The sequence below is a fragment of the Maribacter sp. HTCC2170 genome, from assembly GCF_000153165.2.
Lineage (GTDB): Bacteria > Bacteroidota > Bacteroidia > Flavobacteriales > Flavobacteriaceae > Maribacter_A.
The window spans coordinates 813,651-840,640 of record NC_014472.1 but is presented as its reverse complement, the minus strand read 5'-3'; the positions used below and the strand labels follow the sequence as shown (position 1 = coordinate 840,640).

The window sequence follows — 26,990 nt, the reverse complement described above, 5'->3', positions numbered from 1 at the left end:
TTGACAAGCAATATCCAATACCTATCTTTACAATCTAATTGGAATCTTCATGCATATACATTTTATTGCTATAGGAGGGAGTGCAATGCACAATCTTGCTTTAGCGCTTCACCACAAAGGATACAACATAACAGGTAGTGATGATGTCATATTTGAACCCTCGAGAGGGCGTTTGGAGGATAAAGGATTGCTACCAAAAGAGTTTGGCTGGTATCCAGAGAAAATTCATAAAGAATTGGATGCCGTTATTCTTGGGATGCATGCGAAACCCGATAATCCAGAGTTGTTAAAGGCTCAAGAATTGGGTGTGACAATTTATTCATACCCTGAATTCCTTTACGAGCAATCAAAAGATAAAACGCGTGTCGTAATTGGGGGGAGCCATGGTAAGACTACTATTACTTCGATGATTTTGCATGTATTGAACTATCATGATATAGCGGTAGATTATATGGTTGGTGCACAGTTAGAAGGTTTTGACCGTATGGTACATTTGACCAAAGAGAATGATTTTATTGTCTTGGAAGGTGACGAGTATTTATCTTCCCCGATTGACAGAAGGCCAAAATTCCATTTGTACAAGCCCAATATTGCTTTGCTGAGTGGAATAGCTTGGGATCACATAAACGTATTTCCAACTTTTGAATATTATGTGGAGCAATTCCGGATTTTTGTGGATTCAATTGTCAAAGGCGGAAGTATCACTTACAATGAAGAGGATGCAGAAGTGGTTAAGGTCGTTGAGGCTTCTGAGAATACCATTCGCAAATTACCTTATGCAACACCGGAATATACCGTTGAAGATGGGCAAACACTATTGGAAACTCCTGAAGGACCAATGCCAATTGAAGTTTTTGGAAAACACAATCTTAATAATTTGGCGGGTGCCAAATGGGTTTGTCAGAATATGGGAGTTGATGAGGATGATTTTTATGAGGCAATTTCGACCTTCACAGGTGCTTCTAAGCGCTTGGAAAAAATCGCCGAGAGTAAAAATACCGTAGTGTACAAGGATTTTGCCCACTCGCCCAGCAAAGTTGCTGCAACTACAAAGGCAGTAAAAGAACAATACCCAGATAGAAATGTGATTGCCTGTTTAGAATTACATACCTATAGTAGTTTTAATCCTGATTTTTTAAAAGAATACAGAGGTGCACTTGATGCTGCCGATGAAGCGATTATATTCTTTCTGCCTGAATCAGTGAAAATCAAGAAATTGAAGGAAGTAACTCCCGAGCAGATTTCCAGTGCCTTTGAAAGAAACGATTTAAAGATTTATACTGAATCCTCGGCATTCAAGGATTTCGTATTTAATAAAGAGTATGAAAATTCCGTGCTGCTTTTAATGAGTTCAGGAAATTATGGAGGGCTGGATTTAGGAGCGGTAAAGGCGTTGATTGGCAATAGGTAAAAATAGGTAAACCAATTAACTGCTTATTTGTCACATTTGGTATAATGGTATGCTCTTTGGGTTAAACATGATACAAATTGGATAGTATGATTCGTTGCCACAAAAATTTGATATATTTTCTTAGACAGAAAGCTTCGATGTTAATGATAGCTTTTATGTTAGGGATGTCAAATGTGATTTTGGAGGAAACAAGAATGGTAAATGATACCAGAATCAAAACAGAGCAATTGGAAGTGCTACCTGATGAGGATGTTATGGATGAAGTAGCTTTCTTGGATGTCTAGAGTTCTATTCCAATACTTCTTTAGTTTATAAATTAAATCTTCGTTGTTTATAAAAACATTTCTTGTTTATCTTTAACCAATGCAAGAAAAACCAACATCTTTTTCCATAAAGCATTGGTCTAACGATGACAAACCCAGAGAAAAACTGTTGCATAAGGGCAAATCTGTCCTGTCAGATGCAGAACTTATCGCTATTCTCATAGGTTCTGGTAGTAGAAATGAAAGTGCGGTTGAACTTTCAAAACGAATATTGGCCTCAGTTGATAATAATCTAAATGATTTAGGAAGACTTTCGATAAAGCAGTTGATGCAGTTTAAAGGTATTGGGGAGGCAAAAGCCATTACCATAGTTGCAGCATTGGAAATTGGACGAAGAAGAAGAGGGGAAGAAGGGCAGAAAATTGCAAAAATATCTAGTAGTAGGGATGTTTTTGAATTATTGCAACCATCTATGGGTGAATTACCCCATGAAGAATTTTGGATTGTTTACCTGAATAACTCAAACAAAGTAATTCATACCTCACAGTTAAGCAAAGGGGGAATTACCGGTACTTTGGTTGATGTTAGATTGGTTATGAAGAAGGCCTTGGAGTTAGGGGCTATTGGCCTGGTTTTAGCACATAATCACCCTTCTGGAGGTTTAAAACCGAGTAATGCCGATAAACAGATTACAAGTAAACTAAAGAATGCCGCTTTGGCATTGGATTTAAAAGTTTTGGATCATTTGATCATTACCCAAAATGATTACTTTAGTTTTGCAGATGAATCCATTTTATAATTAATATCCTTTCAATAAATGTTACTTATTTACACCCATAAAATAACACCTAGGTTAAGTTATATTATGCGGCAGGTATTTACCAGGATTTTAGGAATAGAAGTTACGTTTACCACTAAGGTAGAGGATTTTATAAAGCATTCAGGCGCAAAGATTACGTATACCAAGCAACCATTGCAAAATGAGTTTTTTGTAAGAAGCAACGACCTGTTGTTTGAACAGGGAATAAACGATTTGCAAATCAATGTGTTGGATTGGGAGGGTGTTCCTTGTTTTTTTACTTCTAGCGAGAATAGTTCGATTCCTTTTGATATTTTTTCGGCCAGTTTTTACCTGCTGTCCCGTTACGAAGAGTATTTGCCACATGTGAAGGATATGCACGGCAGATTTTCACCAAAAGATAGTTTGGCCTTTAGGAATAATTTCTTGAGGACTCCAGTTGTGGATATATGGGCAAATAAACTATTGGATAGATTATTGGAACGTTTTCCTGATCTTGAGATTATAAAGAAGCGATACAAGTATACTTCGATAATAGATGTTTCAACATCTCATTGTTATGCACATAGAGGGTTTACCAGAAGTTTGGCGGGTTTTTTAATGGATTTGGGTAATTTTAGACTAAGACGTTTATTCAAAAGGGTAGGAGTGTGGTTCAATCCAAAAAAGGATCCTTATAATAATTTTGAGTTTTTGATTAATATTAAGAAGCAATTCAAGATTGAATGTATGTTCTTTTTTCAGTTCGCATCATATTCAACCTATGACAAGAATGTATCACCAAACAATAATAGTTTTAAGTTTCTTATTAAATCGATTGCTGATTATTGTAAGGTTTCTTTGGCAACATCATATAGTTCTTTTAATGATTCAGATTTGCTTAAAAAAGAAAAAAAGAATTTGTCAGGTGTTATAAATAGGCCAGTTGAATACTCGAGAATGCGATATAATAGGGTAGATGTACCTCAAACGTACAGAAATTTGGTAGAAGCTGAATTCACCGATGACTATACAATGGGTTATACCCATGAGATTGGATTTCGGGCGGGCACTTCATTCCCTTTTTATTTATATGATATTAATATGGAGGTACAACAACCCATAAGGGTACATTCTTTTGCTTTTCATGATTATGCCCTTCATGAAGATAATTCTATAAATGATATTTTAGAAAAAGTTAAGCCCCTTTATAAAGAAGTGAAAATGGTAAATGGTGAGTTTATTTCTGTATTCTCAAATGAGCTGTTGGGTACGGATCATAATGTGAATTGGAAAGATATTTACAAAACTATTATTAAGAATTACCATGTATAAAGACAAAGTTTCAGATGTTTTCTTTGATTTGGACCATACCCTGTGGGATTTTGAAAAAAACTCTGCTCTTACATTTGAAAGAATACTTGGGAATCATGGTATTACAATCGATTTATCCGATTTTTTAGAAGTTTATATACCAATAAACCTAGCTTTCTGGAAACTTTATAGAGAAGAGAAAATATCAAAATCAGACCTAAGATACCAACGTTTAAAAACAGTTTTTGATGAATTAAAATACCCAGTTAAAGATGCTACAATAGATCAGTTGGCCATTGATTACATCAAATACTTGTCATCTTACAATCATCTTTTCCCCAATACCATTGAGATACTGGAATATTTGAAGCCCAATTACAAGCTGCATATAATTACCAATGGTTTTCAGGAAATTCAAGAAAAGAAGATGGTTAATGCTAAAATACGAGACTATTTTGGTCAGATTATAAATTCTGAAATGGCGGGCGTAAAAAAACCAAACCCGATCATATTTCAACTAGCATTGAATAGTGCCAATACCATTTCTGAAAATTCCATAATGATTGGCGATAGTATCGAGGCAGATATTCTTGGTGCAAAAGCCGTGGGTATGCGTGCATTGCATTTTAATGCCCATAATGATCCTAACCATGAAATTTGCCATATGATTCATGATTTAAGTGAAATAAAAAGCTTTTTGTAGAGTTATACTTTGTATAACATTATCTCGAACCTTAGTTAATAAGGTAGAAATAGGGTCATGTAAGATGAAAAAGAATAGAACCTATTTATTGGCTGTATTTGTTTCAATGTTACTGTTTTCATGTATTGAAGAACAAGACTTTAATCAATACGATGATTTAAGTGTCACCCCTACTTTTGAGGCCAGTATTCTTTATATGGAAGTTCCTGAAAGAACTATCAATTTAGTTACAGGATTAAATACTTATTCCCAAAATTTCAATTTTGATGCGTTTGCCGAGGATATTTTCTCTGAGAGGGTTCTAGAAGGTGTTTTAACCTATGAGGTGGCTAACACTACTAGTAAACCTCTCGAAATCGAAATTCAATTTTTGGATGAGGCTGGGGCGGTTTTGGATACTGAACGCTTTATGATGGATGCCGAACCCACCGCTACTTTGCAAAGAGAGATTGCCTATGGTCCCGCTGGCCGTAGCATAGATATAATTAGAAATACCTCTAGTATTTTCTTAACAGCCACCAATCTTGGTGATAATTCGAGTACATCTTCACAGTCCAATCCACTCATTAGCTTGAAAAGTAGTGGAAAATTCACGGTGCGAATAAAATGATGGTTAGGAAATACTTATGTATAGCCATTTTATGGGCAGGATTTCTTGTGCATGGTCAAAACAAGCAATTGTTATATGACTTTACCGAGATACCACAAGCTCTGTTGATCAATCCTGGTATGGAGACTGATTTTAAATGGTATGCTGGGGTTCCTTTACTTTCAGGAATCTCTGCACAAGCAGGATCCAACGGAATATCGGTAAATGATTTATTCGCAAATGACGGAATTGATTTTAATACGAAAGTAAGGGAGAAGGTCATTAACGGAATGTCAATACGGGATGAATTGAGTGGCACTTATCAAATAGATATTTTAAATGGGGGGTTTAGAGGGCAGGATCCTAGTGTTTTTTATTCCTTTGGAGTTTATAATGAAGGTGATTTCATAAGTTATTGGCCAAAGGATTATGCCATATTAGCCTTTGAAGGTAATGCAGATAGGTTGAATGAAAGATTTGACCTAGGTCATTTAAAGACAAGGGGAGGGGTGCTCAATGTTTTTCATTTTGGTTTCAATAAAAAAATGAACAACAATCTGGTTCTAGGAGCTAGAGGGAAAATATACTCTAGTATTTTCGACTTTGGCTCTTCCAAAAATACTGGCTACTTTGTTACAACCGAAGGTCAGAACAACATTTTTGCAAGCACTTTAAGTGCAGATCTACAATTAAGAACCTCAGGTATAAATGCTATTGAAACTGCAAGTGACAATGATAATGTGCCAGCTACTTTGGTGAAAAGGGGTCTCTTTGGCGGAAATTTAGGTTTGGGATTGGATTTGGGTTTTACGTATTATTTAAATCCCCAAACTGTTTTAACCGGAAGCTTACTTGACTTGGGATTTATTTATCATACCAATGAAATTGAGAATTTTACCTTAAATGGAAATTCGACAATAGAGGGCGTTGAGATTATTTTACCAGATGCATTATTAGATCCAACCCAGGATTTTTGGCAGGATCTAGTAGATGAAGTGGAGGCTTTGGTGCCATTTGAGGAAACAACCAAGAGTTACATAAATTTTAGGCCTACCAAACTGTATGCCTCATTGCGATATAATTTTGGAGAACCAAAAGAAGGTGCAGTGGATTGCAATTGTGATTATTTGAATTCAGGTGGCGGTAGTAATGTTACCAAGTACAGGAACAGTTTGGGAGGCCAACTCTATGTTATAAATAGACCTCGAGGCCCGCAAATGGCGATTACTGCATTTTATCAAAGAAGATTAGGGAATTTTATGGCCCTGAAAACTACGTATACAGCTGATAAGTTTACCTTCACAAATGTTGGATTAGGTGCAAGTTTTCAAGCGGGCCCAATAAACTTTTATTTGATGGCCGATAATTTATTGGCATATAGGAACATAGCTGCAAGTAATTATGCTTCTTTACAATTTGGATTAAATATCATATCTTGGGAAAAGAAATGACATTATAATCTATGAAAAAACTACCATTAGTTCTACTTGTACTCACTATGTTTGTTGGGTTTTCACAAGACAACTTAAACGAATACAAATACATTATTGTACCTAAGAAATTTGATGCCTTTAAAAGAATAAACCAGTATAAATCTAGTACTCTGGTCAAGTTTTTATTTTCGCAGGAGGGTTTCAATGCGGTTTATGATGATGCTTTACCAGAAGATTTGGGCAATAATCGCTGTCTGGGCTTGACAGTTGGCATAAACGATGAATCTTCCTTATTCACAACAAAAATGTCCATATCGCTAAAGGACTGTTCTTCAAACCATATTTTGACTACTATTACAGGTAGTAGTAAGGAAAAAGACTATGAAGATGCTTATAAGGAGGCTTTAACAGAGGCATTTGAAACAATAAGAGTTTTGGATTATAAATACGTTCCGTCAAATAAGGAAAAAGTTGTGGCGAATCCTGACAACAATCAAGAAGCAAAAAACAGGGTAAAGGAAAAGGTTGTTGAACAAGTTGCGACGCCTGAAAGACAAGTCTACAAGAATAATGAGCCTGTTGCTTCGACAATTGAAAAGGCCGTTCCAGTTTCAGAGACTACAGTTGTTGAGGAAAAAAAGAATGAGAACATCCTTTATGCCCAGGAAATAAACGATGGATATCAACTTGTAGATAGTACACCTAAAATTCGCTTAAAAATATTAAGAACTTCGGTTAAAGATGTTTATACGGTAAAGCATGAGCAGGATAACGGGCTGGTATATAAGAAAGATGGTAAATGGTATTTAGAGTATTACTCGAATGACAAGTTAAATATCGAAGAATTGAATATTAAGTTCTAAAGATTATACTTTCCTTTCCAACGTTTTTTTAAAAAGTCATGAATGGCATTTTCTCGTTGGTTTTTACCAGGCTTGTAAAAGCTTGTCCCAGTGATGCTTTTGGGTAAAAACTCTTCATCTGCAAAATTGTCCTTGTATTCATGGGCGTATTTGTAATCCTTGCCATAACCTAGGTCTTTCATCAATTTGGTCGGGGCATTTCTTAGAGGTAGTGGAACAGATAAATCACCAGTTTGTTTAACCGTTTGTTGAGCATTGTTTATGGCCATATAGCTGGCATTGCTCTTTGCTGAAGTAGCAAGGTAAATAGCACATTGGCTAAGTATAATCCGCGCTTCGGGATAACCGATTGTGGTCACAGCTTGAAAAGTGTTATTGGCTATCACAAGAGCGGTAGGATTCGCCATGCCAATGTCCTCAGAAGCTGATATTAGCATTCTTCTGGCAATGAATTTTACATCTTCACCACCTTCAATCATTCTAGCCAACCAATATACAGCTCCATTTGGATCACTTCCACGAATAGATTTTATGAAGGCTGAAATAATATCGTAATGCTGCTCGCCGGCTTTATCATAAAGAACAGTGTTTTGTTGAACCCTCGCCATTACCAATTCATTGGTAACGGTTATAGCGTCAGATTCTTCCGAATTTATTACCAATTCAAAAATGTTCAACAATTTTCTACCGTCACCCCCAGATAAACGTAATAAAGCTTCAGTTTCTTTAAGTTTTATTTTTTTTGACTTTAGATATGTGTCCTGTTTTAATGCGCGTGAAAGGAGAGACTCTAGATCTTCTTTCCCAAAAGGATTCAAAACGTAGACCTGGCATCTTGACAAAAGGGCCGGAATAACTTCAAAACTTGGATTTTCTGTAGTAGCACCGATTAGGGTTACCCATCCTTTTTCTACAGCTCCTAAAAGCGAATCTTGTTGTGACTTGCTGAACCTGTGAATTTCATCTATGAATAAAATAGGGTTTTTAGCGGTGAAAAGCCCTCCGGTTTGTTTTGCCTTGTCAATAACTTCACGAATGTCTTTGACACCGCTATTTATTGCGCTAAGAATATAGAATGGTCTTTGGCTTTCATTGGCGATAATATTGGCCAAAGTTGTTTTTCCAGTCCCAGGAGGTCCCCAAAGAATTATAGAAGGAATTATTCCTTTTTTGATTTGGTGGGTCAATGATCCGGCTTCGCCCACCAAATGGTTTTGGCTAATATATTCTTTTAAACTCTTTGGGCGTACTCTTTCTGCCAATGGCTCATTCATGTTATAAATTTAAAACAAAGTTGGCTTTTATACTTTTAAAGGATTAGAATAAACTAAGATAAATGACAATTTATCATGTTTTACTCTTATGGTAGGTTTTTTGACTATAATACCATTATTTTTAAGATATGTCTGAAAGTAAGTATTTTAGGTTTACCAATTCGGTCATTGTTGCCCCGCTATTGGGTGTTATTTTGATTTGGGCGGTTTTTTGGATGGAATTAAGGTTTCATTTAAACCTAAACGAATATGGAGTTTACCCTAGAACCTTAAAGGGATTAAAAGGAGTCATTTTTAGTCCATTTATCCATGGGTCGGTCGAGCATTTATATAATAACACCCTACCTCTTGCGATTCTAACAGCTTCTTTGTTCTATTTCTATAGAAAAATATCGCTGAAGGTGATTTTTTACGGTGTTTTATTATCAGGAATCTTAACCTGGGCTATTGGAAGGCCATCATACCACATTGGTGCCAGCGGGTTGATCTATGTTTTGGCCAGTTTTGTTTTTTTTAAAGGTGTTTTTTCTAAATACTATCGATTAGTCGCGTTGTCCTTAATAGTAGTTTTTATATACGGAGGACTACTATGGTACATATTCCCAATTAAGGATGGTATTTCTTGGGAAGGACATTTAGGTGGTTTCTTAACAGGTCTGTTGTTGGCCATATTGATTAAGACAGAAACCCCCACTGCTAAGAAGTTCGATTGGGAACATGAAGATTACAATGAAGAGGCTGATGAATTTCTTAAGCATTTTGACGAGGAAGGGAATTTTATTGAAACCAAGCCTCAGGAACTTAAGGGTGATGAAAACTCTATAAAAATCACATATCAATATCAGCTAAAAGCAAAAGGCGATAATTCCAAAGACTAAGTTCTTCTCTGGCGAACAACTTCATATAAGAACACAGCGCAGGCGACAGAAACGTTAAGAGATTCAATTTCTCCTAATAGGGGTAATTTGGCCAGCTGGTCAGCTGCCTTGATGACAGAAGGTGATACACCTCTGTCCTCAGAGCCCATGACAATTGCACAGGGTTCTTTGAAAGGCACATCATAAATCGTATTATTTGTTTTTTCAGTAGCTACAGTAACTGAAATTCCTGATGCCTGAAGATAGAAAACCGCATCTTTTATATGATCAACTTTTGCAATTGGCACTTTGAATGCTGCTCCGGCGGAAGTTTTAATAGTATCGGCCGTTACTGGTGCGGCACCTTTTTTTGGGATAATTATACCATCTACCCCTGTGCATTCTGCAGTTCTTATTATTGCGCCAAAATTACGTACATCAGAAAGCTGGTCCAAAAGGAGAAATAATGGGGTATTATTTGAAGCAAGAACTTTTTCTACAAGGCTTTCGATTGTATAGAAAGCAATTGGTGAGATGTTGGCAATTACGCCTTGGTGGTTATTTTTACTTAGACGATTTAGTTTCTCAATTGGAACGTAGGCTGCTGCAATCCCTTTTTTACGTAATAAACCTTCTAATTCTCTAAATAAGTCCCCTTTAAGACCTTTTTGAACAAAAACCTTATCTATGGTTTCATTTGAATTAATGGCTTCGATAACGGCTCTTATGCCATAAATCTGGGTGATTTTTTCCATTGGATAAAGGTAAATAAAAAACCATCCCATAATTAAGGGATGGTCATCAGATGATTAATAATTGTAATTCTATTGGTTCAAATGCTTAAAGGTCTTTATTAAATCAGATTCTTCTTTTGCATTTAATTTATTTTCTTTCAAATACTCTTTTAGGGCAGCACGTTTATCATTATCAATCAATTTCAAGAATTGACGATTGTTCGGTAAAATCTCATCAATTCGATTAACACCCTCTTTTTGAAAATAATATTCGGTAAAGTTGGTGAATCTATTTGGGACAGCCTTTACAAACGAATTTGTAGAAACACGTCCAGGAGAAAAAATAACATATTCTCTCTTGTACAAATCATAATCTTTACCATCCAATAACATAATGAGATAACCATTAAGTGTCTTCTTCTTAGAAGTGACAAAGGTTTTAAAGCTCATTTTATTATTATTCACAAGGATGGCGATTTTTTTGTCCTTGTTTAAAGAGGCAACATTTAATGAAGTTGGAGTGGAATTTTGCTTTACTTCAATTTCTCCATTATAGGCATTGAACCTATAATAGATATTCTTCATGAATTCACCATCGTAATATAGCTTTGAAGGCAGGAAGAAGTCAGTCAAATAAGCAGATCCCGTAATATTTTCAAAACTAGGATTTACTGTTCCTGGTTTAACAGATCTAACGGTATTAGTCATTACTGATGATGAGGCTAATGTACTATTTCCAATGCCCATTCCTACTACGGCTTCCGCAGAGGCATCGGCTTGTGCCATGCCAAAATAGGCAAAAAAGCATAAAAGAATTACTAGAATATTTTTCATATGTGCAATATTTATTTTTAATTAACGAAACAAAATGTCTATAAAGATAGTAAATGTTGTTGAATTAAAGGTTTAAACTGATAATGGCCTGTGATGTTTTATCATAGGAATAGGCTCTCCAATAAAACCCTGGGTTACTGAATTTCCATACAATATCACCTTCTGGGGTTACCTCCCAAAGGCCAAAATCTCCTTCTGTAATAAGTGTGTTTCCATTTGACAATCTGACTGCTCCAGATACTTTTGGTGAGAACAAGTCGGGATCGGTGAAACTCCATATAATTTCGGGTTCATTATTTTGATTTGTTTCAATAGAATAGTCTCTAGGCAGTTTTAGCTCATATACTGTTGATTGATCTTTGCCTTGACCATTTGAAAAGACCAATATATTACCTTGATCTTGCCCCGTTAGAAGGTTTGGAAAATGATTATTGAAGAAAAGACGCTCTCCATGGGTATTGTTATAAGCTGTGGGATTTCCAAATCTGTATATAAGGTCGCCGCCCTTTCCATAATTTCCTCCCAAGCTAGTTGCTGCTTCAGCAGAAGTAGTGCTATGGTCGATAACCCAAATCTCACTGTAGAAATTGGCACTTAAAAAAATTACGTCATTAATGGCGTCATAGGCAATTCCATTTGCATGCATAATATCTCCCTCCTGATCAAGTACGTGATTAAGGTTTATTTTTTGAGGACTGGTTGAGATATTTCCATAATTATTTTTAGTGTCATCATATTCCTGAATCAAATGATCCCATGCGTGCCATTCCCAGACTATTTCCTCGGTACTTGTGTCAATCTCAATTATTGCATCAGGGAAAAGGTCTAAGTCCAATTCAGAGCCTGCATCTTTAGCTTCTTGAGTAGTTTTTCTTTCCCATACCTGAACTATAATATTACCATTCGGAAGCATTTCAGCATCATGGTGTAATATGTGATCATCAGAAGAATATTCAAAATTCCATTGTACGGTTCCGTCAGCATCTAGGATTTGTATTATTCCACCCTGACCTCCCAGCCCTATTTTCTGTTCGTCTGACTCCAAGTTTGCCAGTAATTGCCCATTGTCCATTAAAAAAACGTCATTACCTATTTTTTTGTCATTCAATGGAAAATCATGGATTAATTCAGCATCTTTATCCATTAGGTATGCTCTATCTCCATTGGCATTATTGACCAAGATATAGCCGTCAGCAACTTTACTACGATGAAAATACTCAACTTTTCCCAGAGACCCTTCAAAAACTTCGTATTTAGGTTCATCTATTGGTGTTTCGTCTTTCGAATCACTGGAACATGATATAAAGATGGCTTGGAAAGCAATAAGGTAATATTTGAATTTAGTCGAGTTCATGGTTTTTGTAAGAAAAGTACAACAATTTAAAAATCCCATTTTAACCAATATAGTATTTAACAGTAGATGCTTTCTAACTTCTATAATAGTGTATAAAAAAACCGCCCAATTGTAATTGGGCGGTTTCTAATAGTACAATATTTATTGTATATCTTTTAAGAAACTCTTATGGAGCACAGAAATCTACTGTTAATGAAATTGGGCCTACTGAGGGAGTTGGTCCATGATCAGCAACTACATTTCCTAACGGATCTGTAATCTGATAAGTGATTTCACTATCCCAAGCACCAGAATTGAATGTAAAAGTGAACAATTCACCTGCTGGGGCATTTACGGTAGCCGTGCCAGAAGAACCACCTGTAATCGTATAGTCGGTGGCAACACCTGCAGCACTAACCGTAATTGAAGCTCCATTCCAACCATCACCGTAAGAATCCTGCATATCAATAATCCAATCTCCAGCTAAATTAGCTGGTGGAGGACATGCAACTGCCGCAGAATATCTGAATGGTGATCTAAATGCAGAACTAGTCTGAATTTTAGTACCAACATTAGTTGATGTGAATGTTTGTCCCTCTGTAGTATGAAGAGCTAATCTTAATAAAAAGACATCTCCACCATACAATACAGATTGATCAATACCTAAAGTTCCTAATGCATCACCGATGTTCGCGGTAATAGTAGTTGACAACTTACCATCTTGCATTGTAAAAGCACTACCAGGTACAGTAGCGATTTGAGCCTCAGGAAAAGTCAAAACGGCATTGTTCACAGGAGTTGCATCTATGAATTCCAAGAAAACATCTACTGACTCTAAAGTGTCATCATTCAAGAAATCATCAAATTCAACTGTAGCACTCATATTTGAGTTACTTGGAAAAGCTGAGTTAATTGGAGGTGTGTCTGAGGACAAAGTCCTTAAGATGGCCCCTCCAGTTATTTGATTTACGTCTAATCTGTCCTTGTCCTCATCTTCACAAGAAAAAGTTGAGAAGATAAGTGCGGACACTGTTAATAAAGAAATAATTTTTTTCATAGTTATATTTTTAGTAAATGAAACCTGTGTCAGGATTAGTATCCCAGAAGACTTTTTGAAAAACATCTGGTTTTTGGCTCGCATTCAAGTTTTGGTTAACGTAAGTGTCAGGATACCAAAAAGATCGCATAAAGTTATCAGAAGGTTCTCTTACCAATTGTCCAAGATTGTCTGGCTTACCAGTTCTTCTATAAGTATTGTAAGATTCTATACCATTACCCCAAAGAGCTAACCAATATTCCGTTGCGATGATGTTCATTTTTTCATCAGCATCAGCTGCTGCAAAGTTAGCCAATACTTCATTAACATAAGTATCAACTTCAGCTGGAGTAGGAGCATAGCTAGCATCTACCAAATCTTCTCTAAAAGACATGACCGTACCAATACTTTCTCTCATTCCGTTTTCTAAATAGACCGCTGGATCACCATCAACACCAATAGTTAGAGCAGCTTCAGCTAACATGAAGTCAACAAAACTTGACATCATGATGGGCTCAAATCCAGAACCTTTGGTGGAAATGGTTCTATCAGCAATGGCAGTAAAAGAACTGTCATCAAAATTACCCCCTACAGGATAAAGTCCCCAAGTAGATCTTGCACCAGTATCAGGTGGAATACCGAAATCATATCCATGATCTCTACCCCAATAACCTGGGTTGTCAACTAGGTTACAGAATACAGCTGAAAATCCTATGTGTGCAGGTGGTAAGCCACCGAAACATGATTGTTCTACAGTATTTTGAGCATTTGTATTACGTTGTCTGTAGATATAGTATCTTACTCTAGGATCCTCAACAGATTTACCATTAAGAAGCATATCCATATAAGTGTTAGACATATAGTCTGTAACACCAGTACCTTCAACGAAGTTTCGGGCAAATATAGGATGCCTACTGTCTGGGTTGTTGTCAGTAGTTCCATATGGGAATTTGAAATCTCCACTAGCGGATTGTATATAATTACCACTTGTAAGTATAGCATTTATGCCTGAAGTAGACTCACTTTCGGTAACCAATCTAGATTGTACATACAATTTCAATTTAAGTGTATTTGCTAAATTAATCCATTTAGACTTATTACCCCCATAAAAGAAATCGTTTGCTGGCTTTGAAAATTCATCTTTGTTGAAATTGGCAATTGCCTCATCTAAAAGAGCATGCACCGCTTGATAAGTCTGTAGACCAGGGTCGGCTACAGGATTAAAAGAAACGCCATCATTACTTTCAGAATAAGGAACATCTCCGAAGAAATCAACCAATGTGGCCACAGCATATGCCTCAGCTACTTGAGCAATACCTAAATGCATAAACAGTTCTTGCTCCAAAGCTAATGGTTCCAAACTAGCTACATCGGCCAAAATTCCAGAATATGCTGTTCGCCATGCAAAATCATGATTACCAGGTGAATAGGCATTATCATATAAAGGACCGAACATATGAAGAATTCGAGTAGCTTCTGCACCTCTCTCTGAGAGACTGGAAAAACTATGATCACCTCCAAAAAACTCTCTCAAGTCAATTTGTATAGAATTTACATAAAAATCCGGAGATGCTGTAGTGGCATTTAGAGCATTTGGATCGTCCAATATCTCTAATTCCAAAGTTTCACAACTGCCAGCACCCAGTAATAGGATCAAAGCAGCGAAACCTAAATTTATTTTTTTACTTAATCTTTTCATTTTTATTTCTTTTTTTAGAATGTTGCTTTAATACTAAATCCATAGCGTTTTGAACTTGGACCTGAGAAGTATTCCAATCCAATGTTGTTACCTACACCATTAGACAACGTATTGGTGTCGAAGTTAACTCCTTCTGGGAAGTTAACAGCTTTATACCATAAGTTAGAACCAGATAGCGTGAAGGATAAACTTGCGAATGGTGTTTTCTCTAACATTTTACTAGATAAAGAATAACCCAATCTTACGTCACGAAGTCGAATAGTAGTACCATCCCAAACTTCCAATTCATCTTGACCTAACCAGTTTGAGAAGGCGATATCAGTTGCACCAATCTGTGTAGTGTTAACATTGCCATCAGGATTTACTCCAGGTAAAACATATGTTCCTAAACGATCGAAAGGGAAGTCTATAACACCTCTACTTAATAAAGTTACAGCTGTTTTGGAAAAGATATCTCCACCATGTCTGTAACCTAATGTTGCACCAATACTGAATCCTTTATAGGTGAAAGTATTGTCTAAAGAAGCAGTCCAATCTGGGTTTGGATCCCCAATAGGAACATCATTAGTATCGTTCACATAGGCACCTGTACTAGCTGTAATTACTTTATTTCCAGCATCGTCCCTTACAATTTTATCACCAATCAAAACACCAAATGGCTGACCTACAATAGCGGCATTTTTTGCATCCGCAGTAAAGAAGTTTCCTATGATAATTTGGTCAATACCGTCAGGTAATCTTGTTACCAAAGACTCATCTGCATAAAAATTAACATTTGTTTTCCAATTAAAACCATTGTCAACACTTTTTACTAAATGCAAATCTAAATCAACTTCAACACCTTTGACCTCCATGTCTCCACCATTGATTGTTGTTAGTGTATATCCAGTTGAAGGATCTAAATCTTTATCAGTGATCAAATCTTTAGTTTCTTTCTTGAATATACTTGCATTAAGACCAACTCTATTGTTTAAGAATCTTGTGTCTACACCAATTTCAATTTCAGATACTGTCTCAGGTTCCAAGGTAGGGTTACCGAGGAAATTGGATGTTGTGTTACTAGATACAACATTTCCACTTTCATCCACAAACGCTCTTCCCGATAATGATAAGGTGTTTCTTGTACTATAAACACTTGGGAAACCTGCAGAAGAACCATATCCAAATCTCAATTTAAGATAGTTTAAACCATTGCCATCTGAACGCAAACCTTCAAATGCGTTGGTAGGTACAAACGATACACTTGCAGAAGGATATAACAATGAGTTATTATCACTTTCCAAAGTTGATGTCCAGTCATTTCTAACAGAACCGTTTAAGTATAAGAAATCTTTGTATCCTAAAGAAACATCAGCATAAACACCATAGGTGTTGTTTTGTGTTTTTCTCTGGAAGTTGATACCATTAAATGAATTTGAAGATGCAGCATTGGTGAAGTTCCAGTGCTTTAATACTCCATAAGCAATTTGATTGGTACTCTCAAGACCATCTCTTTCGAATAAAATTGAGTTGGCATTAAAACCACCTACTAATTTTAGATTGAAGTTTTCGTTCAAATCCTTGTCATAATTAATGCTCATATTATGATCAGTAATCATGTTTCTAATTTTTTGGGTTCTATAAAGTCCCAAGGCGTTACCGTCGATACCACCTTTTTGTTGGCCATAGAATGAACCTTCATTATAGATATCCAAACCATAGCGGTAAGAAGCACTCAAATTTTCAGAGAGTTCGTAGCTAAGGGAAACATTTCCAAAAAATCTATCGACTTTTTGACCAGTCTTAGAGTTCTCTACTGTCCAATTTGGATTTTGGATACTGTTTGTTTCTCTATAGTATAAAGAACCACCATCAGCTCTAGTATAAGGAATGTTAGATAAATCAACACTTCTAGGAGTATACATTAAATCTCCGAATAAAGAAGCACCATCACCTTCAACACCTGAACCCCTTGAGGCTGCGATTGGAGGGCTGTTAAGATCTGTAACACTATAATTTAAACTAGCATTAACAGAAAGTTTACCTAGTTTGGTAGAACCACCAACACCAAAGTTGTTCTTCATTAATCTGTTGCCAGGAACAAAACTTTTGTCCTCAGTACGAGAATATGTTACGTTATATCCGGTAGTTCCATTACCTCCGTTGATTCCAACAGATTGGCTTGTGTAAACACCAGTTCTGAAGAATTCAGGAACACTTTGGTAGGCTTTGTATTCATATTGTCCAGCTGCTAAATCCTCGTAACCTGTTATATAGGCAGGCACTGTATTAGTTGCAAATGGGTGATTTAAGAATACTCTTCCATCTCTGATTTCATTTAAATAACCAGTCCATATACCTGGATTTGTATCTCCAAATCTAGGCCCCCAGTTACTAAAGTACCATCCGAATTCTTGATCGAATCCTCCACCGTACTCTTGTTGGTATTCAGGTAAGTGAGGATTACTAAAGAAAGTAGAGCTACTTACTGTTACAGTAGTTTTACCTTCAAAATCTCCTCCTTGTGCATTTTTGGTAGTAATCAAGATCACACCGTTTCTACCTCTATTTCCATAAAGAGCAGTTGCACTAAGGCCTTTCAATACATTTATGTCAGCAATATTGTTTGGATCCAAATCCAAAAATCTACTTGACTCAGTTGCATTATCGAAAAAGGCTTCATTGTTATTAGTGTCACTTCCAAAAGGAACACCATCTACTACGAATAGTGGTTGGTTTGAACCAGTAATAGAAGTATATCCCCTAATTACAATATTGGTTGACGAACCAGAAAGACCATTCGAAGCAGTAATGTTAACACCGGCAGCTTTTCCTTGAAGAAGTCTACCAACGTCACTTGAAGGCTTCTGAGCGACCTCATCACCATCAACCTTTGCGATGGAATAACCTAGCGATTGCGCCTCCTTTTTAACACCAAGAGCCGTTACAACAACTTCTTCCAGTGCTTGTGCATCTTCCTGCATTTGCACATTCATTGAATTGCCAGCACCAACTATTTGTCTGATGTCTTTTTGACCTATATAGGTAAAAAGAAGTGATTGACCTTCAGCGGCACTAATTGAATAGTTTCCATCAAAATCGGTCTGGGTACCATTTGTAGTACCTTCTACAACGATGTTAACTCCGGGAAGTGGCAAACCGTCTTGGTCTGTAACTGTACCAGAAATCGTTTTCTCTTGTGCAAATGAAATGTGCACAACAAACGCCAATAGCAGCGTTAAGATTCCATTGAATTTTGTTCTCATTTTTTAATTATTTGAATTAGCTATCGGCAAAAATCACAATTTCATGTTAATAATCCAAAATAATTTTAATAAAACTTTAAGAGTGGAATTAGATAATACAACTTTCTCAGTCCTTTTTGTTATACGTTGAGAATAGTGTAAGAAAAGTACACAAAAAATGAATATATGTGATTTATAGGATTCGATAAATGTTAAAAATGTAATAAAGCGTGATTTTAGGCAAGATTTTTTACAAAAAGCTAAGAGTGTTTTTTGAATCAGAGGTGACATAATAGCTTAGCGCGAGGTGTTTTTTGAGGAAGATTAAAAAACTTTAAAATTAATCTTGGAAGGATTTGAATTATAATGAAATATTACTACATTTGCCAGCCCTTAAACAGAGGGTAAAATTTTTATACATATATATAGTATGCCAACAATTTCACAATTAGTACGAAAAGGAAGGGCCACGATTACTAAGAAGAGTAAATCGGCTGCTTTGGATTCGTGTCCTCAAAGGAGAGGTGTATGTACTAGGGTATATACGACTACTCCAAAGAAACCAAACTCGGCAATGCGTAAAGTTGCAAGGGTAAGGTTGACAAATGGAAAGGAAGTGAATGCTTACATTCCAGGAGAGGGTCACAATTTACAAGAGCACTCGATAGTATTAGTAAGGGGCGGAAGAGTAAAGGATTTGCCAGGTGTTAGATATCATATTGTTAGAGGCGCATTGGACACCGCAGGTGTTGCAGGTAGAACTCAGCGTAGATCTAAGTATGGTGCAAAACGTCCAAAGAAATAATCATAACTATTTAAGAGACAGTAATGAGAAAAAGACAGGCAAAGAAAAGACCATTATTACCAGACCCACGGTTTAACGACCAATTGGTAACACGTTTTGTGAACATGATGATGTGGGATGGCAAGAAATCAGTTGCATTCAGTGTATTCTATGATGCTATTGATATTGTTGAGGAGAAGAATACTGATGAAGAAAAAACAGCATTGGAGCTTTGGAAAGATGCTCTTTCCAATGTAATGCCACATGTTGAGGTGAGAAGTAGGAGAGTTGGTGGGGCTACCTTCCAGATTCCTATGCAGATCAGGCCAGACCGTAAAATATCTACCGCCATGAAATGGTTGATAAGTTTCGCTCGTAAACGAAACGAAAAAGGTATGTCTCAAAAATTGGCAGCAGAAATATTGGCAGCTTCAAAAGAAGAAGGTGCAGCTGTTAAGAAAAGAGTTGATACGCATAAGATGGCCGAAGCAAATAAAGCATTCTCTCACTTTAGATTCTAGATAGAAATGGCAAGAGATTTAAAATACACGAGAAATATTGGTATTGCGGCTCATATTGATGCAGGTAAGACCACTACAACAGAGCGTATATTGTTTTATACGGGTGTAAGTCATAAAATAGGTGAGGTGCATGATGGTGCTGCAACAATGGACTGGATGGAGCAGGAGCAGGAGCGTGGTATTACCATTACTTCGGCTGCGACCACTTGTACATGGGAATTTCCTACAGAAAATGGTAAGCCAACAAGTGATGCTAAAGGGTATCACTTTAATATAATAGATACTCCGGGTCACGTTGATTTTACGGTTGAAGTTAACCGTTCTTTAAGGGTTCTTGATGGGTTGGTTTTCTTGTTTAGTGCTGTTGATGGTGTTGAGCCGCAATCGGAAACTAACTGGAGATTAGCTGATAATTATAAAGTGCCTCGTATTGGTTTTGTCAACAAGATGGATCGTCAGGGTTCAAATTTCTTGATGGTTTGTAAGCAAGTTAAAGAAATGTTGGGCTCTAATGCAGTACCTATTGTATTGCCAATTGGTGATGAGGCTGATTTTAAGGGAATTGTCGACTTAGCTAAGAACAGGGCAATTGTGTGGCATGAGGATAATTATGGGTCAACTTTTGATGTTGTTGCTATTCCAGAAGAAATGAAGGAAGAGGTACATGAGTATCGTGCGGCATTGATTGAGGCTGTTGCTGAATATGATGAAGAGTTAATGGAGAAATTCTTCGAAGATGAAGATTCTATTACAGAAGAGGAAGTTCACGCTGCTTTAAGAGCTGCTGTTATGGATAGGGCTATTATTCCTATGATCTGCGGTTCTTCTTTTAAGAATAAAGGTGTTCAGTTTTTATTGGATGCAGTGTGTAGATATTTGCCTTCTCCTATAGATAAGGATGATATTATTGGTACTGATCCTGATACAGGAGACCAAATTTCTCGCAAGCCAGATGTTAAAGAGCCATTTTCGGCTTTAGCATTTAAGATTGCAACCGATCCATTTGTAGGTCGTTTGGCATTTTTCAGAACATATTCAGGTCGCTTGGATGCGGGTTCATATATATTGAATAACCGTTCAGGTAAAAAAGAACGTATTTCACGTATATATCAAATGCATTCTAACAAGCAAAATGCAATTGATTACATCGAAGCTGGAGATATTGGGGCCGCTGTTGGATTTAAGGATATTAAGACTGGAGATACTATGTCTTCTGAAAAACATCCAATTGTTTTGGAGAGTATGGACTTTCCTGATCCGGTAATTGGTATTGCAGTGGAGCCTAAAACTAAGGTTGATGTTGATAAATTGGGTATGGCTTTGGCTAAATTGGCTGAAGAAGATCCTACATTCCAAGTAAAAACGGATGAAGCATCAGGTCAGACCATTATATCTGGTATGGGTGAACTTCACTTGGATATTATAGTTGATCGTTTAAGGCGGGAGTTTAAAGTTGAGGTGAGCCAAGGTGAGCCACAAGTTGAATATAAAGAGGCCTTGACAAAATTGGCTGCCCACAGAGAGACATACAAGAAGCAATCTGGTGGTCGTGGTAAATTTGGAGATATTGTTTTTGAAATGAGTCCTGCTGATGAAGATTTCGAAGGAACTGGACTTCAATTTGTTGACCAAATTAAAGGAGGGCGTATCCCAAAAGAATTTATTCCATCGGTTGAAAAAGGCTTTGCTGCGGCAATGTTAAATGGACCGTTGGCGGGATTTGAGATGGATACAATGAAGGTTGTATTGAAGGACGGGTCTTTTCACCCTGTTGATTCGGATGCATTATCATTCGAATTGGCTGCAAAAATGGGGTACAAAGCTGCAGGTAAAGCAGCTGGTGCTGTAATCATGGAGCCAATCATGAAGCTTGAGGTGCTTACACCTGAAGAAAACATGGGTGATATTGTTGGTGACTTGAACAGAAGACGTGGTACTATTAGCGATATGAGCGATAGGGCCGGAGCGAAAGTTGTAAAAGGTACTGTTCCTTTATCTGAAATGTTTGGCTATGTAACATCATTAAGAACATTATCATCAGGTAGAGCAACTTCAACTATGGAATTTTCACATTATGCTGAAACACCATCAAATATCGCTGAGGAAGTAATTAAGGCTGCTAAAGGAGTAACCGCTTAATTTTTAGAAAATGAGTCAGAAAATTAGAATAAAACTAAAATCTTACGATCATAACTTGGTAGATAAGTCGGCCGAGAAAATCGTAAAAACGGTAAAGACAACCGGAGCGGTGGTAACTGGGCCAATTCCTTTACCAACACATAAAAAAATATTTACGGTTTTGCGTTCTCCGCACGTAAATAAAAAATCAAGAGAGCAATTTCAATTGAGCTCTTATAAAAGATTGTTGGACATTTATAGTTCTTCGTCTAAAACAATTGATGCCCTTATGAAGTTAGAACTTCCAAGTGGTGTTGAGGTTGAGATTAAAGTGTAAGTATCGGTCATTCCAAATAGGAATGGTTTAAACATGTCCCGAGCTGCGTGCAAGGGAAAAACGGTAACAAAAATAAATTCAGGGTTGAATTATTTTTGACCCTGTTTTTTTGTAAAAGAGTTTAATAGTTGAATAATAAATAAATAATAATTATATGTCTGGGTTAATAGGAAAAAAAGTAGGCATGACCAGCATCTTTGATGAGAATGGAAAAAATGTTCCATGTACCGTCATTGAGGCAGGCCCATGTGTGGTTACCCAAGTCAGAACCGAAGAGGTAGACGGGTACAGTGCCCTTCAACTTGGTTTCGATGACAAGGCAGAAAAACGTGCTAATAAGGCTGAATCTGGCCACTTTAAAAAAGCAGGTGCTTCTCCAAAGAAAAAAGTCGTTGAGTTCCAAGGATTTGAAGGTGAATATAAATTGGGAGACACTATTGGTGTTGACGTTTTTGTAGAAGGAGAATTTGTTGATGTTGTAGGAACATCAAAGGGAAAAGGTTTTCAAGGAGTTGTAAAGCGACACGGTTTCGCCGGTGTTGGTCAAGCAACTCACGGGCAACACAATAGACTTAGGGCTCCTGGTTCTATTGGGGCGGCTTCTTATCCTGCGAGAGTATTCAAAGGTATGAGGATGGCCGGTAGAATGGGTGGTGACCGTACAACGGTTCAAAACCTTAGAGTTTTAAAAATAGTTCCAGAGAAAAATCTTTTAGTTGTTAAAGGGTGTGTTCCTGGTCATAAGAATGCTTATGTAACCATTAAAAGGTGGCAGTAATGAAGGTAGCAGTTTTAGATATTAAAGGAAAAGAAACAGGAAGAAAGGTAGACCTTTCTGACAATGTTTTCGCTATAGAACCAAACAACCACGCTATTTACCTGGATGTTAAGCAGTACTTGGCTCATCAGAGGCAGGGTACTCACAAGGCTAAGGAAAGAGGCGAGATTGTTGGAAGTACAAGAAAGATTAAGAAGCAAAAAGGTACTGGTACCGCTAGAGCGGGTAGTATCAAGTCTCCTATCTTTAGAGGTGGTGGTCGTATTTTTGGCCCAAGACCTAAAGATTATAGCCAAAAACTGAATAAAAACGTAAAACGTTTGGCTAGAAAATCTGCTCTTAGTATTAAGACAAAAGAGAAGGCCGTAATGGTAGTTGAAGACTTTGATTTGGAGACACCTAAAACGAAGGATTTTGTACAAATTTTAAAGTCCTTGGGACTGGAAAACAAAAAATCTTTGTTTGTGTTGGGTGATTCAAATAATGGTGTATATTTGTCTTCGCGTAATTTAGAGCGTTCTGAAGTTGTAATCAACTCAGAATTAAGCACTTACAAAATATTAAATGCAAATAATATTGTATTGCTTGAAGGTTCATTAGAAGGTATAGAATTGAACTTAAATAAATAGGAAAACGATGAGTGTGTTAATAAAGCCAATTATAACGGAAAAAATGACTGCGGATAGCGAGTTGCACAATCGTTATGGTTTCGTTGTGGATCCTAAGGCAAACAAAATCCAGATTAAGGATGCTGTTGAGGCAACTTATGGTGTTTCTGTGAAAAAAGTAAGAACCATGAATTATGGTCCTACTAGAAAGTCACGATATACTAAAACTGGAATTCAGCACGGTAAGACAAATGCTATTAAAAAGGCTATTATCGATGTTGCTGAAGGTGATATAATTGATTTTTACAGTAATCTATAAAGACAAGAAATGTCAGTTAGAAAATTAAAACCAATCACTCCTGGACAGCGTTTTAGAGTAGTAAACGGATTTGACGCCATTACTGCTGATAAGCCGGAGAAAAGCTTGCTTGCTCCGTTAAAAAAGTCGGGAGGTAGAAATAGTCATGGAAAAATGACCATGCGCCATAGAGGCGGAGGTCATAAAAGAAGGTATCGTATTATTGATTTTAAAAGAGATAAGCAAGGAGTTGCTGCTACAGTAAAATCAATTCAGTATGATCCTAACAGAACCGCTTTTATTGCGTTACTGGAATATGTAGATGGAGAAAAACGCTATGTGATAGCGCAAAACGGATTAGAAGTAGGTCAAACAGTTTCTGCTGGAGCTACTGCTGCTCCGGAGATAGGAAATGCACTTCCATTGAATGATATTCCTTTAGGAACTATTATTTCATGTATTGAGTTGAGACCAGGACAAGGTGCCGTGATGGCGCGAAGTGCTGGAACATTTGCTCAGTTAATGGCAAAGGACGGTAAGTTTGTTACGGTAAAATTACCATCAGGTGAAACTAGGCTTGTGCTCTCTGGTTGTTTAGCGACTATTGGGGCTGTCTCAAATTCGGATCATCAATTGTTGGTATCTGGTAAAGCAGGTAGAAGCAGATGGTTGGGTAGAAGACCTAGGACAAGGCCGGTAGCTATGAACCCTGTTGATCATCCAATGGGTGGTGGTGAAGGTAGAGCTTCTGGAGGACACCCAAGATCTAAAAATGGAATTCCTGCCAAAGGTTATAGAACTCGTTCTAAAACCAAAAGCACGAATAGATATATATTAGAACGTAGAAAGAAATAAAAAGAAAAAGAAATGGCACGTTCACTAAAAAAAGGACCTTACGTTCATCATAGTTTGGATAAAAAAGTCCAACAAAATGCATCTTCTGGAAAGAAGAGTGTGATAAAAACTTGGTCAAGAGCATCAATGATAACACCTGATTTTGTTGGTCTTACTGTAGCTGTTCATAATGGGAGACAATTTGTTCCTGTTTATATTACAGAGAATATGGTAGGTCACAAACTAGGCGAATTTTCTCCGACTAGATCTTTTAGAGGTCATGCAGGAGCTAAGAATAAGGGTAAAAAGTAAGCTATGGGAGTTCGAAAAAGACAAATGGCCGAAAGAATCAAGGCTGAAAAACAACAATTGGCATTCGCTAAATTGAATAATTGCCCTACCTCTCCTAGAAAGATGAGATTGGTTGCAGATTTGATTAGAGGAGTTGAAGTTGAGAAAGCTTTGGCAATCTTGAGATTTAATTCAAAAGAAGCTTCTAGAAGATTGGAAAAATTGCTTTTATCTGCATTGGCAAATTGGCAAGCTAAAAATGAGGATGCCAGTATGGAAGATGCTGACCTTGTAGTTAAGGAGATTAGAGTTGATAGTGGTAGTATGTTAAAAAGATTGCGACCAGCACCACAGGGTAGAGCGCATAGAATAAGAAAACGTTCAAACCATGTTACTTTGGTTTTGGGGTCTAACAATAATATAGCAAGCTAGAATGGGACAGAAAACAAATCCGATAGGAAATCGTCTAGGAATTATCAGAGGATGGGAATCTAACTGGTATGGTGGAAATGATTATGGCGATAAGCTGGCAGAAGATGATAAAATCAGAAAGTATATACATGCCCGTCTTTCTAAGGCAAGTGTATCTAGGGTAATTATTGAGCGCACTTTAAAGTTGATTACCGTTACGGTAACAACTGCGAGACCAGGTATTATAATTGGTAAAGGTGGTCAAGAAGTTGACAAGCTAAAAGAGGAGTTAAAGAAGATTACCAATAAAGAGGTTCAGATCAATATTTATGAGATCAAAAGACCTGAAGTAGATGCTAATTTGGTTGCTGCAAGTATTGCAAGACAAATTGAGAGTAGAATTTCATTCAGACGTGCAATCAAAATGTCAATTGCTGCTGCAATGAGAATGAATGCGGAGGGGATAAAAGTTCAGATATCAGGACGTTTGAATGGGGCTGAAATGGCTCGTTCCGAATCTTATAAAGATGGTCGTATTCCTTTATCAACTTTTAGGGCCGATATTGATTATGCCTTACATGAAGCTCATACTACCTACGGAAGATTAGGTATAAAGGTTTGGATCATGAAAGGTGAGGTATACGGTAAAAGAGAGCTTTCTCCATTGGTTGGCATGCAAAAAGGCCAAGGTGGAAAAGGTGGAAAGCAAGACGGACAGAGAAAGCAACGTCGTAGAAAGTAATTTTTTAAAGAAGTAGAGAAATGTTACAACCGAAAAGAACCAAGTTTCGTAAAATGCAAAAGGGCCGTATGAAGGGTAACTCCGGAAGAGGTCATAGGCTTTCAAACGGAATGTTCGGCATAAAATCCTTGGATTCATCTTTTTTGACTTCCCGTCAAATTGAAGCAGCTCGTATTGCTGCAACAAGGTTTATGAAAAGGGAAGGGCAATTATGGATTAAAATATTCCCAGATAAGCCTATTACCAAGAAACCATTGGAAGTACGTATGGGTAAAGGTAAAGGTGCTCCAGAATATTTTGTTGCTGTGGTAAAGCCAGGTAGAATAATGTTCGAAGTTGGTGGTGTGCCCCAAGAAGTTGCAAAGGAAGCTTTGCGATTGGCAGCCCAGAAATTACCTGTAAAAACGAAGTTCGTTGTTGCAAGAGATTATACTGAAGAGAATTAATCGTAAGGAATCATGAAAAATTTAGAAATAAAGAAATTATCTGTCGAAGAACTTACGGAAAAGCTTGCTGAGTACAAGAAGCAGCATGCAGATTTAAAGATGGCGCATTTTGTAACTCCATTGGAGAACCCTCTTCAGATCAGAAAAGTAAGAAGAACGGTTGCAAGATTAGCAACAGAATTAACTAATAGGGAAAACCAATAATTGGTTCTGCTTTATGGAAAAAAGAAACTTAAGAAAAGAGAGAGTAGGGGTTGTTACTAGCGACAAAATGGAGAAATCTATTGTAGTCGCTGAAGTAAAAAGAGTTAAACACCCTATGTACGGTAAGTTCGTTTTGAAAACGAAGAAATACGTTGCACACGACGAAAAGAACGATTGTAATATTGGTGATACCGTAAAGATTATGGAGACCCGTCCCTTGAGCAAGACAAAATGTTGGAGGTTAGTAGAAATCTTAGAAAGAGCTAAATAATT

30 protein-coding genes are annotated in these 26,990 nt (G+C 37.0%); 23 read left to right on the top strand and 7 right to left on the bottom strand.

Going from position 1 to position 26,990, the window contains the following annotated elements; translation table 11 throughout:
* Positions 1–49 precede the first annotated feature (49 nt).
* The 8 genes from FB2170_RS03900 to FB2170_RS03865 all read left to right on the top strand — a co-directional run bounded on the left by FB2170_RS03900 (position 50) and on the right by FB2170_RS03865 (position 7,354).
* Complete coding sequence (locus FB2170_RS03900) at positions 50–1,411, top strand: UDP-N-acetylmuramate--L-alanine ligase (RefSeq protein ID WP_013305212.1); 1,362 nt, start codon at positions 50–52, stop codon at positions 1,409–1,411.
* Between the two features lie 86 nt (positions 1,412–1,497).
* On the top strand, positions 1,498–1,695 hold the full coding sequence (locus FB2170_RS17330; RefSeq protein WP_041632665.1) for a hypothetical protein: 198 nt from the start codon (positions 1,498–1,500) through the stop codon (positions 1,693–1,695).
* Between the two features lie 79 nt (positions 1,696–1,774).
* Positions 1,775–2,473: a RadC family protein gene (radC, locus tag FB2170_RS03890; RefSeq protein ID WP_013305210.1), complete on the top strand. Its 699-nt coding sequence runs from the start codon at positions 1,775–1,777 to the stop codon at positions 2,471–2,473.
* Positions 2,474–2,539: 66 nt separating this feature from the next.
* On the top strand, positions 2,540–3,787 hold the full coding sequence (locus tag FB2170_RS03885) for a polysaccharide deacetylase family protein (RefSeq protein ID WP_013305209.1): 1,248 nt from the start codon (positions 2,540–2,542) through the stop codon (positions 3,785–3,787).
* Positions 3,780–4,469 carry a YjjG family noncanonical pyrimidine nucleotidase gene (locus tag FB2170_RS03880; protein ID WP_013305208.1) on the top strand — a complete coding sequence of 230 codons (690 nt, stop codon included), beginning with the start codon at positions 3,780–3,782 and terminating at the stop codon, positions 4,467–4,469. Before FB2170_RS03885 ends, FB2170_RS03880 begins: the two co-directional genes overlap by 8 nt.
* Before the next feature lie 64 nt (positions 4,470–4,533).
* On the top strand, positions 4,534–5,079 hold the full coding sequence (locus FB2170_RS03875; RefSeq protein ID WP_013305207.1) for a hypothetical protein: 546 nt from the start codon (positions 4,534–4,536) through the stop codon (positions 5,077–5,079).
* The gene (locus FB2170_RS03870; protein ID WP_013305206.1) at positions 5,076–6,509 is read left to right on the top strand and encodes a DUF5723 family protein; all 1,434 of its coding nucleotides are present in this window, start codon (positions 5,076–5,078) and stop codon (positions 6,507–6,509) included. The genes FB2170_RS03875 and FB2170_RS03870 overlap by 4 nt, the downstream gene beginning before the upstream one ends.
* 11 nt (positions 6,510–6,520) lie before the next feature.
* Positions 6,521–7,354 carry a hypothetical protein gene (locus FB2170_RS03865; RefSeq protein ID WP_041632663.1) on the top strand — a complete coding sequence of 278 codons (834 nt, stop codon included), beginning with the start codon at positions 6,521–6,523 and terminating at the stop codon, positions 7,352–7,354.
* On the opposite strand, the gene FB2170_RS03860 is transcribed toward FB2170_RS03865, so the two are convergent.
* Positions 7,351–8,628, bottom strand: coding sequence for a replication-associated recombination protein A (locus tag FB2170_RS03860; RefSeq protein ID WP_013305204.1), 1,278 nt, complete (start codon positions 8,626–8,628; stop codon positions 7,351–7,353). The two genes, FB2170_RS03865 and FB2170_RS03860, sit on opposite strands and share 4 nt — an antisense overlap.
* A gap of 128 nt (positions 8,629–8,756) precedes the next feature.
* Between FB2170_RS03860 and FB2170_RS03855 the strand changes: the two genes are divergently transcribed.
* Positions 8,757–9,506: a rhomboid family intramembrane serine protease gene (locus FB2170_RS03855; RefSeq protein ID WP_013305203.1), complete on the top strand. Its 750-nt coding sequence runs from the start codon at positions 8,757–8,759 to the stop codon at positions 9,504–9,506.
* Here FB2170_RS03855 and rlmB read toward each other — a convergent pair.
* From rlmB to FB2170_RS03825, 6 genes are all read right to left on the bottom strand, one after another.
* Positions 9,503–10,240: a 23S rRNA (guanosine(2251)-2'-O)-methyltransferase RlmB gene (rlmB, locus tag FB2170_RS03850; protein ID WP_041633026.1), complete on the bottom strand. Its 738-nt coding sequence runs from the start codon at positions 10,238–10,240 to the stop codon at positions 9,503–9,505. The genes FB2170_RS03855 and rlmB overlap by 4 nt on opposite strands.
* Positions 10,241–10,309: 69 nt before the next feature.
* Positions 10,310–11,053: a hypothetical protein gene (locus FB2170_RS03845; protein ID WP_013305201.1), complete on the bottom strand. Its 744-nt coding sequence runs from the start codon at positions 11,051–11,053 to the stop codon at positions 10,310–10,312.
* A gap of 64 nt (positions 11,054–11,117) precedes the next feature.
* A complete protein-coding gene (locus FB2170_RS03840) occupies positions 11,118–12,407 on the bottom strand; it encodes an aryl-sulfate sulfotransferase (protein WP_041632662.1) in 1,290 nt (429 codons plus the stop codon).
* A gap of 166 nt (positions 12,408–12,573) precedes the next feature.
* Positions 12,574–13,443: a hypothetical protein gene (locus tag FB2170_RS03835; RefSeq protein ID WP_013305199.1), complete on the bottom strand. Its 870-nt coding sequence runs from the start codon at positions 13,441–13,443 to the stop codon at positions 12,574–12,576.
* 10 nt (positions 13,444–13,453) lie between these two features.
* Positions 13,454–15,121, bottom strand: coding sequence for a SusD/RagB family nutrient-binding outer membrane lipoprotein (locus tag FB2170_RS03830; RefSeq protein ID WP_013305198.1), 1,668 nt, complete (start codon positions 15,119–15,121; stop codon positions 13,454–13,456).
* 14 nt (positions 15,122–15,135) lie between these two features.
* A complete protein-coding gene (locus FB2170_RS03825) occupies positions 15,136–18,366 on the bottom strand; it encodes a SusC/RagA family TonB-linked outer membrane protein (RefSeq protein WP_013305197.1) in 3,231 nt (1,076 codons plus the stop codon).
* A gap of 409 nt (positions 18,367–18,775) precedes the next feature.
* On the opposite strand from FB2170_RS03825, the gene rpsL reads away from it, so the two are divergent.
* The 14 genes from rpsL to rpsQ all read left to right on the top strand — a co-directional run bounded on the left by rpsL (position 18,776) and on the right by rpsQ (position 26,988).
* Positions 18,776–19,150 (top strand): 30S ribosomal protein S12, encoded by a 375-nt coding sequence (gene rpsL, locus FB2170_RS03820; RefSeq protein WP_013305196.1) that lies wholly within the window; start codon positions 18,776–18,778, stop codon positions 19,148–19,150.
* 23 nt (positions 19,151–19,173) lie between these two features.
* Positions 19,174–19,650 carry a 30S ribosomal protein S7 gene (rpsG, locus tag FB2170_RS03815; protein ID WP_013305195.1) on the top strand — a complete coding sequence of 159 codons (477 nt, stop codon included), beginning with the start codon at positions 19,174–19,176 and terminating at the stop codon, positions 19,648–19,650.
* A gap of 6 nt (positions 19,651–19,656) precedes the next feature.
* Complete coding sequence (gene fusA, locus FB2170_RS03810; RefSeq protein ID WP_013305194.1) at positions 19,657–21,789, top strand: elongation factor G; 2,133 nt, start codon at positions 19,657–19,659, stop codon at positions 21,787–21,789.
* 10 nt (positions 21,790–21,799) lie between these two features.
* Positions 21,800–22,105 carry a 30S ribosomal protein S10 gene (rpsJ, locus tag FB2170_RS03805; RefSeq protein ID WP_007094989.1) on the top strand — a complete coding sequence of 102 codons (306 nt, stop codon included), beginning with the start codon at positions 21,800–21,802 and terminating at the stop codon, positions 22,103–22,105.
* Positions 22,106–22,259: 154 nt separating this feature from the next.
* The gene (rplC, locus tag FB2170_RS03800) at positions 22,260–22,883 is read left to right on the top strand and encodes a 50S ribosomal protein L3 (protein WP_013305193.1); all 624 of its coding nucleotides are present in this window, start codon (positions 22,260–22,262) and stop codon (positions 22,881–22,883) included.
* Entirely contained in the window at positions 22,883–23,512 is a 630-nt protein-coding gene (gene rplD / locus FB2170_RS03795) for a 50S ribosomal protein L4 (RefSeq protein ID WP_013305192.1), read from the top strand. The genes rplC and rplD overlap by 1 nt, the downstream gene beginning before the upstream one ends.
* 7 nt (positions 23,513–23,519) lie before the next feature.
* Positions 23,520–23,810: a 50S ribosomal protein L23 gene (gene rplW / locus FB2170_RS03790; RefSeq protein WP_013305191.1), complete on the top strand. Its 291-nt coding sequence runs from the start codon at positions 23,520–23,522 to the stop codon at positions 23,808–23,810.
* A 9-nt stretch (positions 23,811–23,819) separates the two neighbouring features.
* A complete protein-coding gene (rplB, locus tag FB2170_RS03785) occupies positions 23,820–24,644 on the top strand; it encodes a 50S ribosomal protein L2 (protein ID WP_013305190.1) in 825 nt (274 codons plus the stop codon).
* A 12-nt stretch (positions 24,645–24,656) separates the two neighbouring features.
* A complete protein-coding gene (gene rpsS, locus FB2170_RS03780) occupies positions 24,657–24,935 on the top strand; it encodes a 30S ribosomal protein S19 (RefSeq protein WP_013305189.1) in 279 nt (92 codons plus the stop codon).
* Positions 24,936–24,938: 3 nt separating this feature from the next.
* Positions 24,939–25,346: a 50S ribosomal protein L22 gene (gene rplV, locus FB2170_RS03775; RefSeq protein ID WP_013305188.1), complete on the top strand. Its 408-nt coding sequence runs from the start codon at positions 24,939–24,941 to the stop codon at positions 25,344–25,346.
* A 1-nt stretch (position 25,347) separates the two neighbouring features.
* Positions 25,348–26,067 (top strand): 30S ribosomal protein S3, encoded by a 720-nt coding sequence (rpsC, locus tag FB2170_RS03770; RefSeq protein ID WP_013305187.1) that lies wholly within the window; start codon positions 25,348–25,350, stop codon positions 26,065–26,067.
* Positions 26,068–26,087: 20 nt separating this feature from the next.
* The gene (rplP, locus tag FB2170_RS03765) at positions 26,088–26,513 is read left to right on the top strand and encodes a 50S ribosomal protein L16 (RefSeq protein ID WP_013305186.1); all 426 of its coding nucleotides are present in this window, start codon (positions 26,088–26,090) and stop codon (positions 26,511–26,513) included.
* Between the two features lie 12 nt (positions 26,514–26,525).
* A complete protein-coding gene (rpmC, locus tag FB2170_RS03760; RefSeq protein WP_013305185.1) occupies positions 26,526–26,717 on the top strand; it encodes a 50S ribosomal protein L29 in 192 nt (63 codons plus the stop codon).
* A gap of 13 nt (positions 26,718–26,730) precedes the next feature.
* Positions 26,731–26,988, top strand: a complete 258-nt coding sequence (gene rpsQ / locus FB2170_RS03755; protein WP_013305184.1) for a 30S ribosomal protein S17 — start codon at positions 26,731–26,733, stop codon at positions 26,986–26,988.
* Positions 26,989–26,990 lie beyond the last annotated feature (2 nt).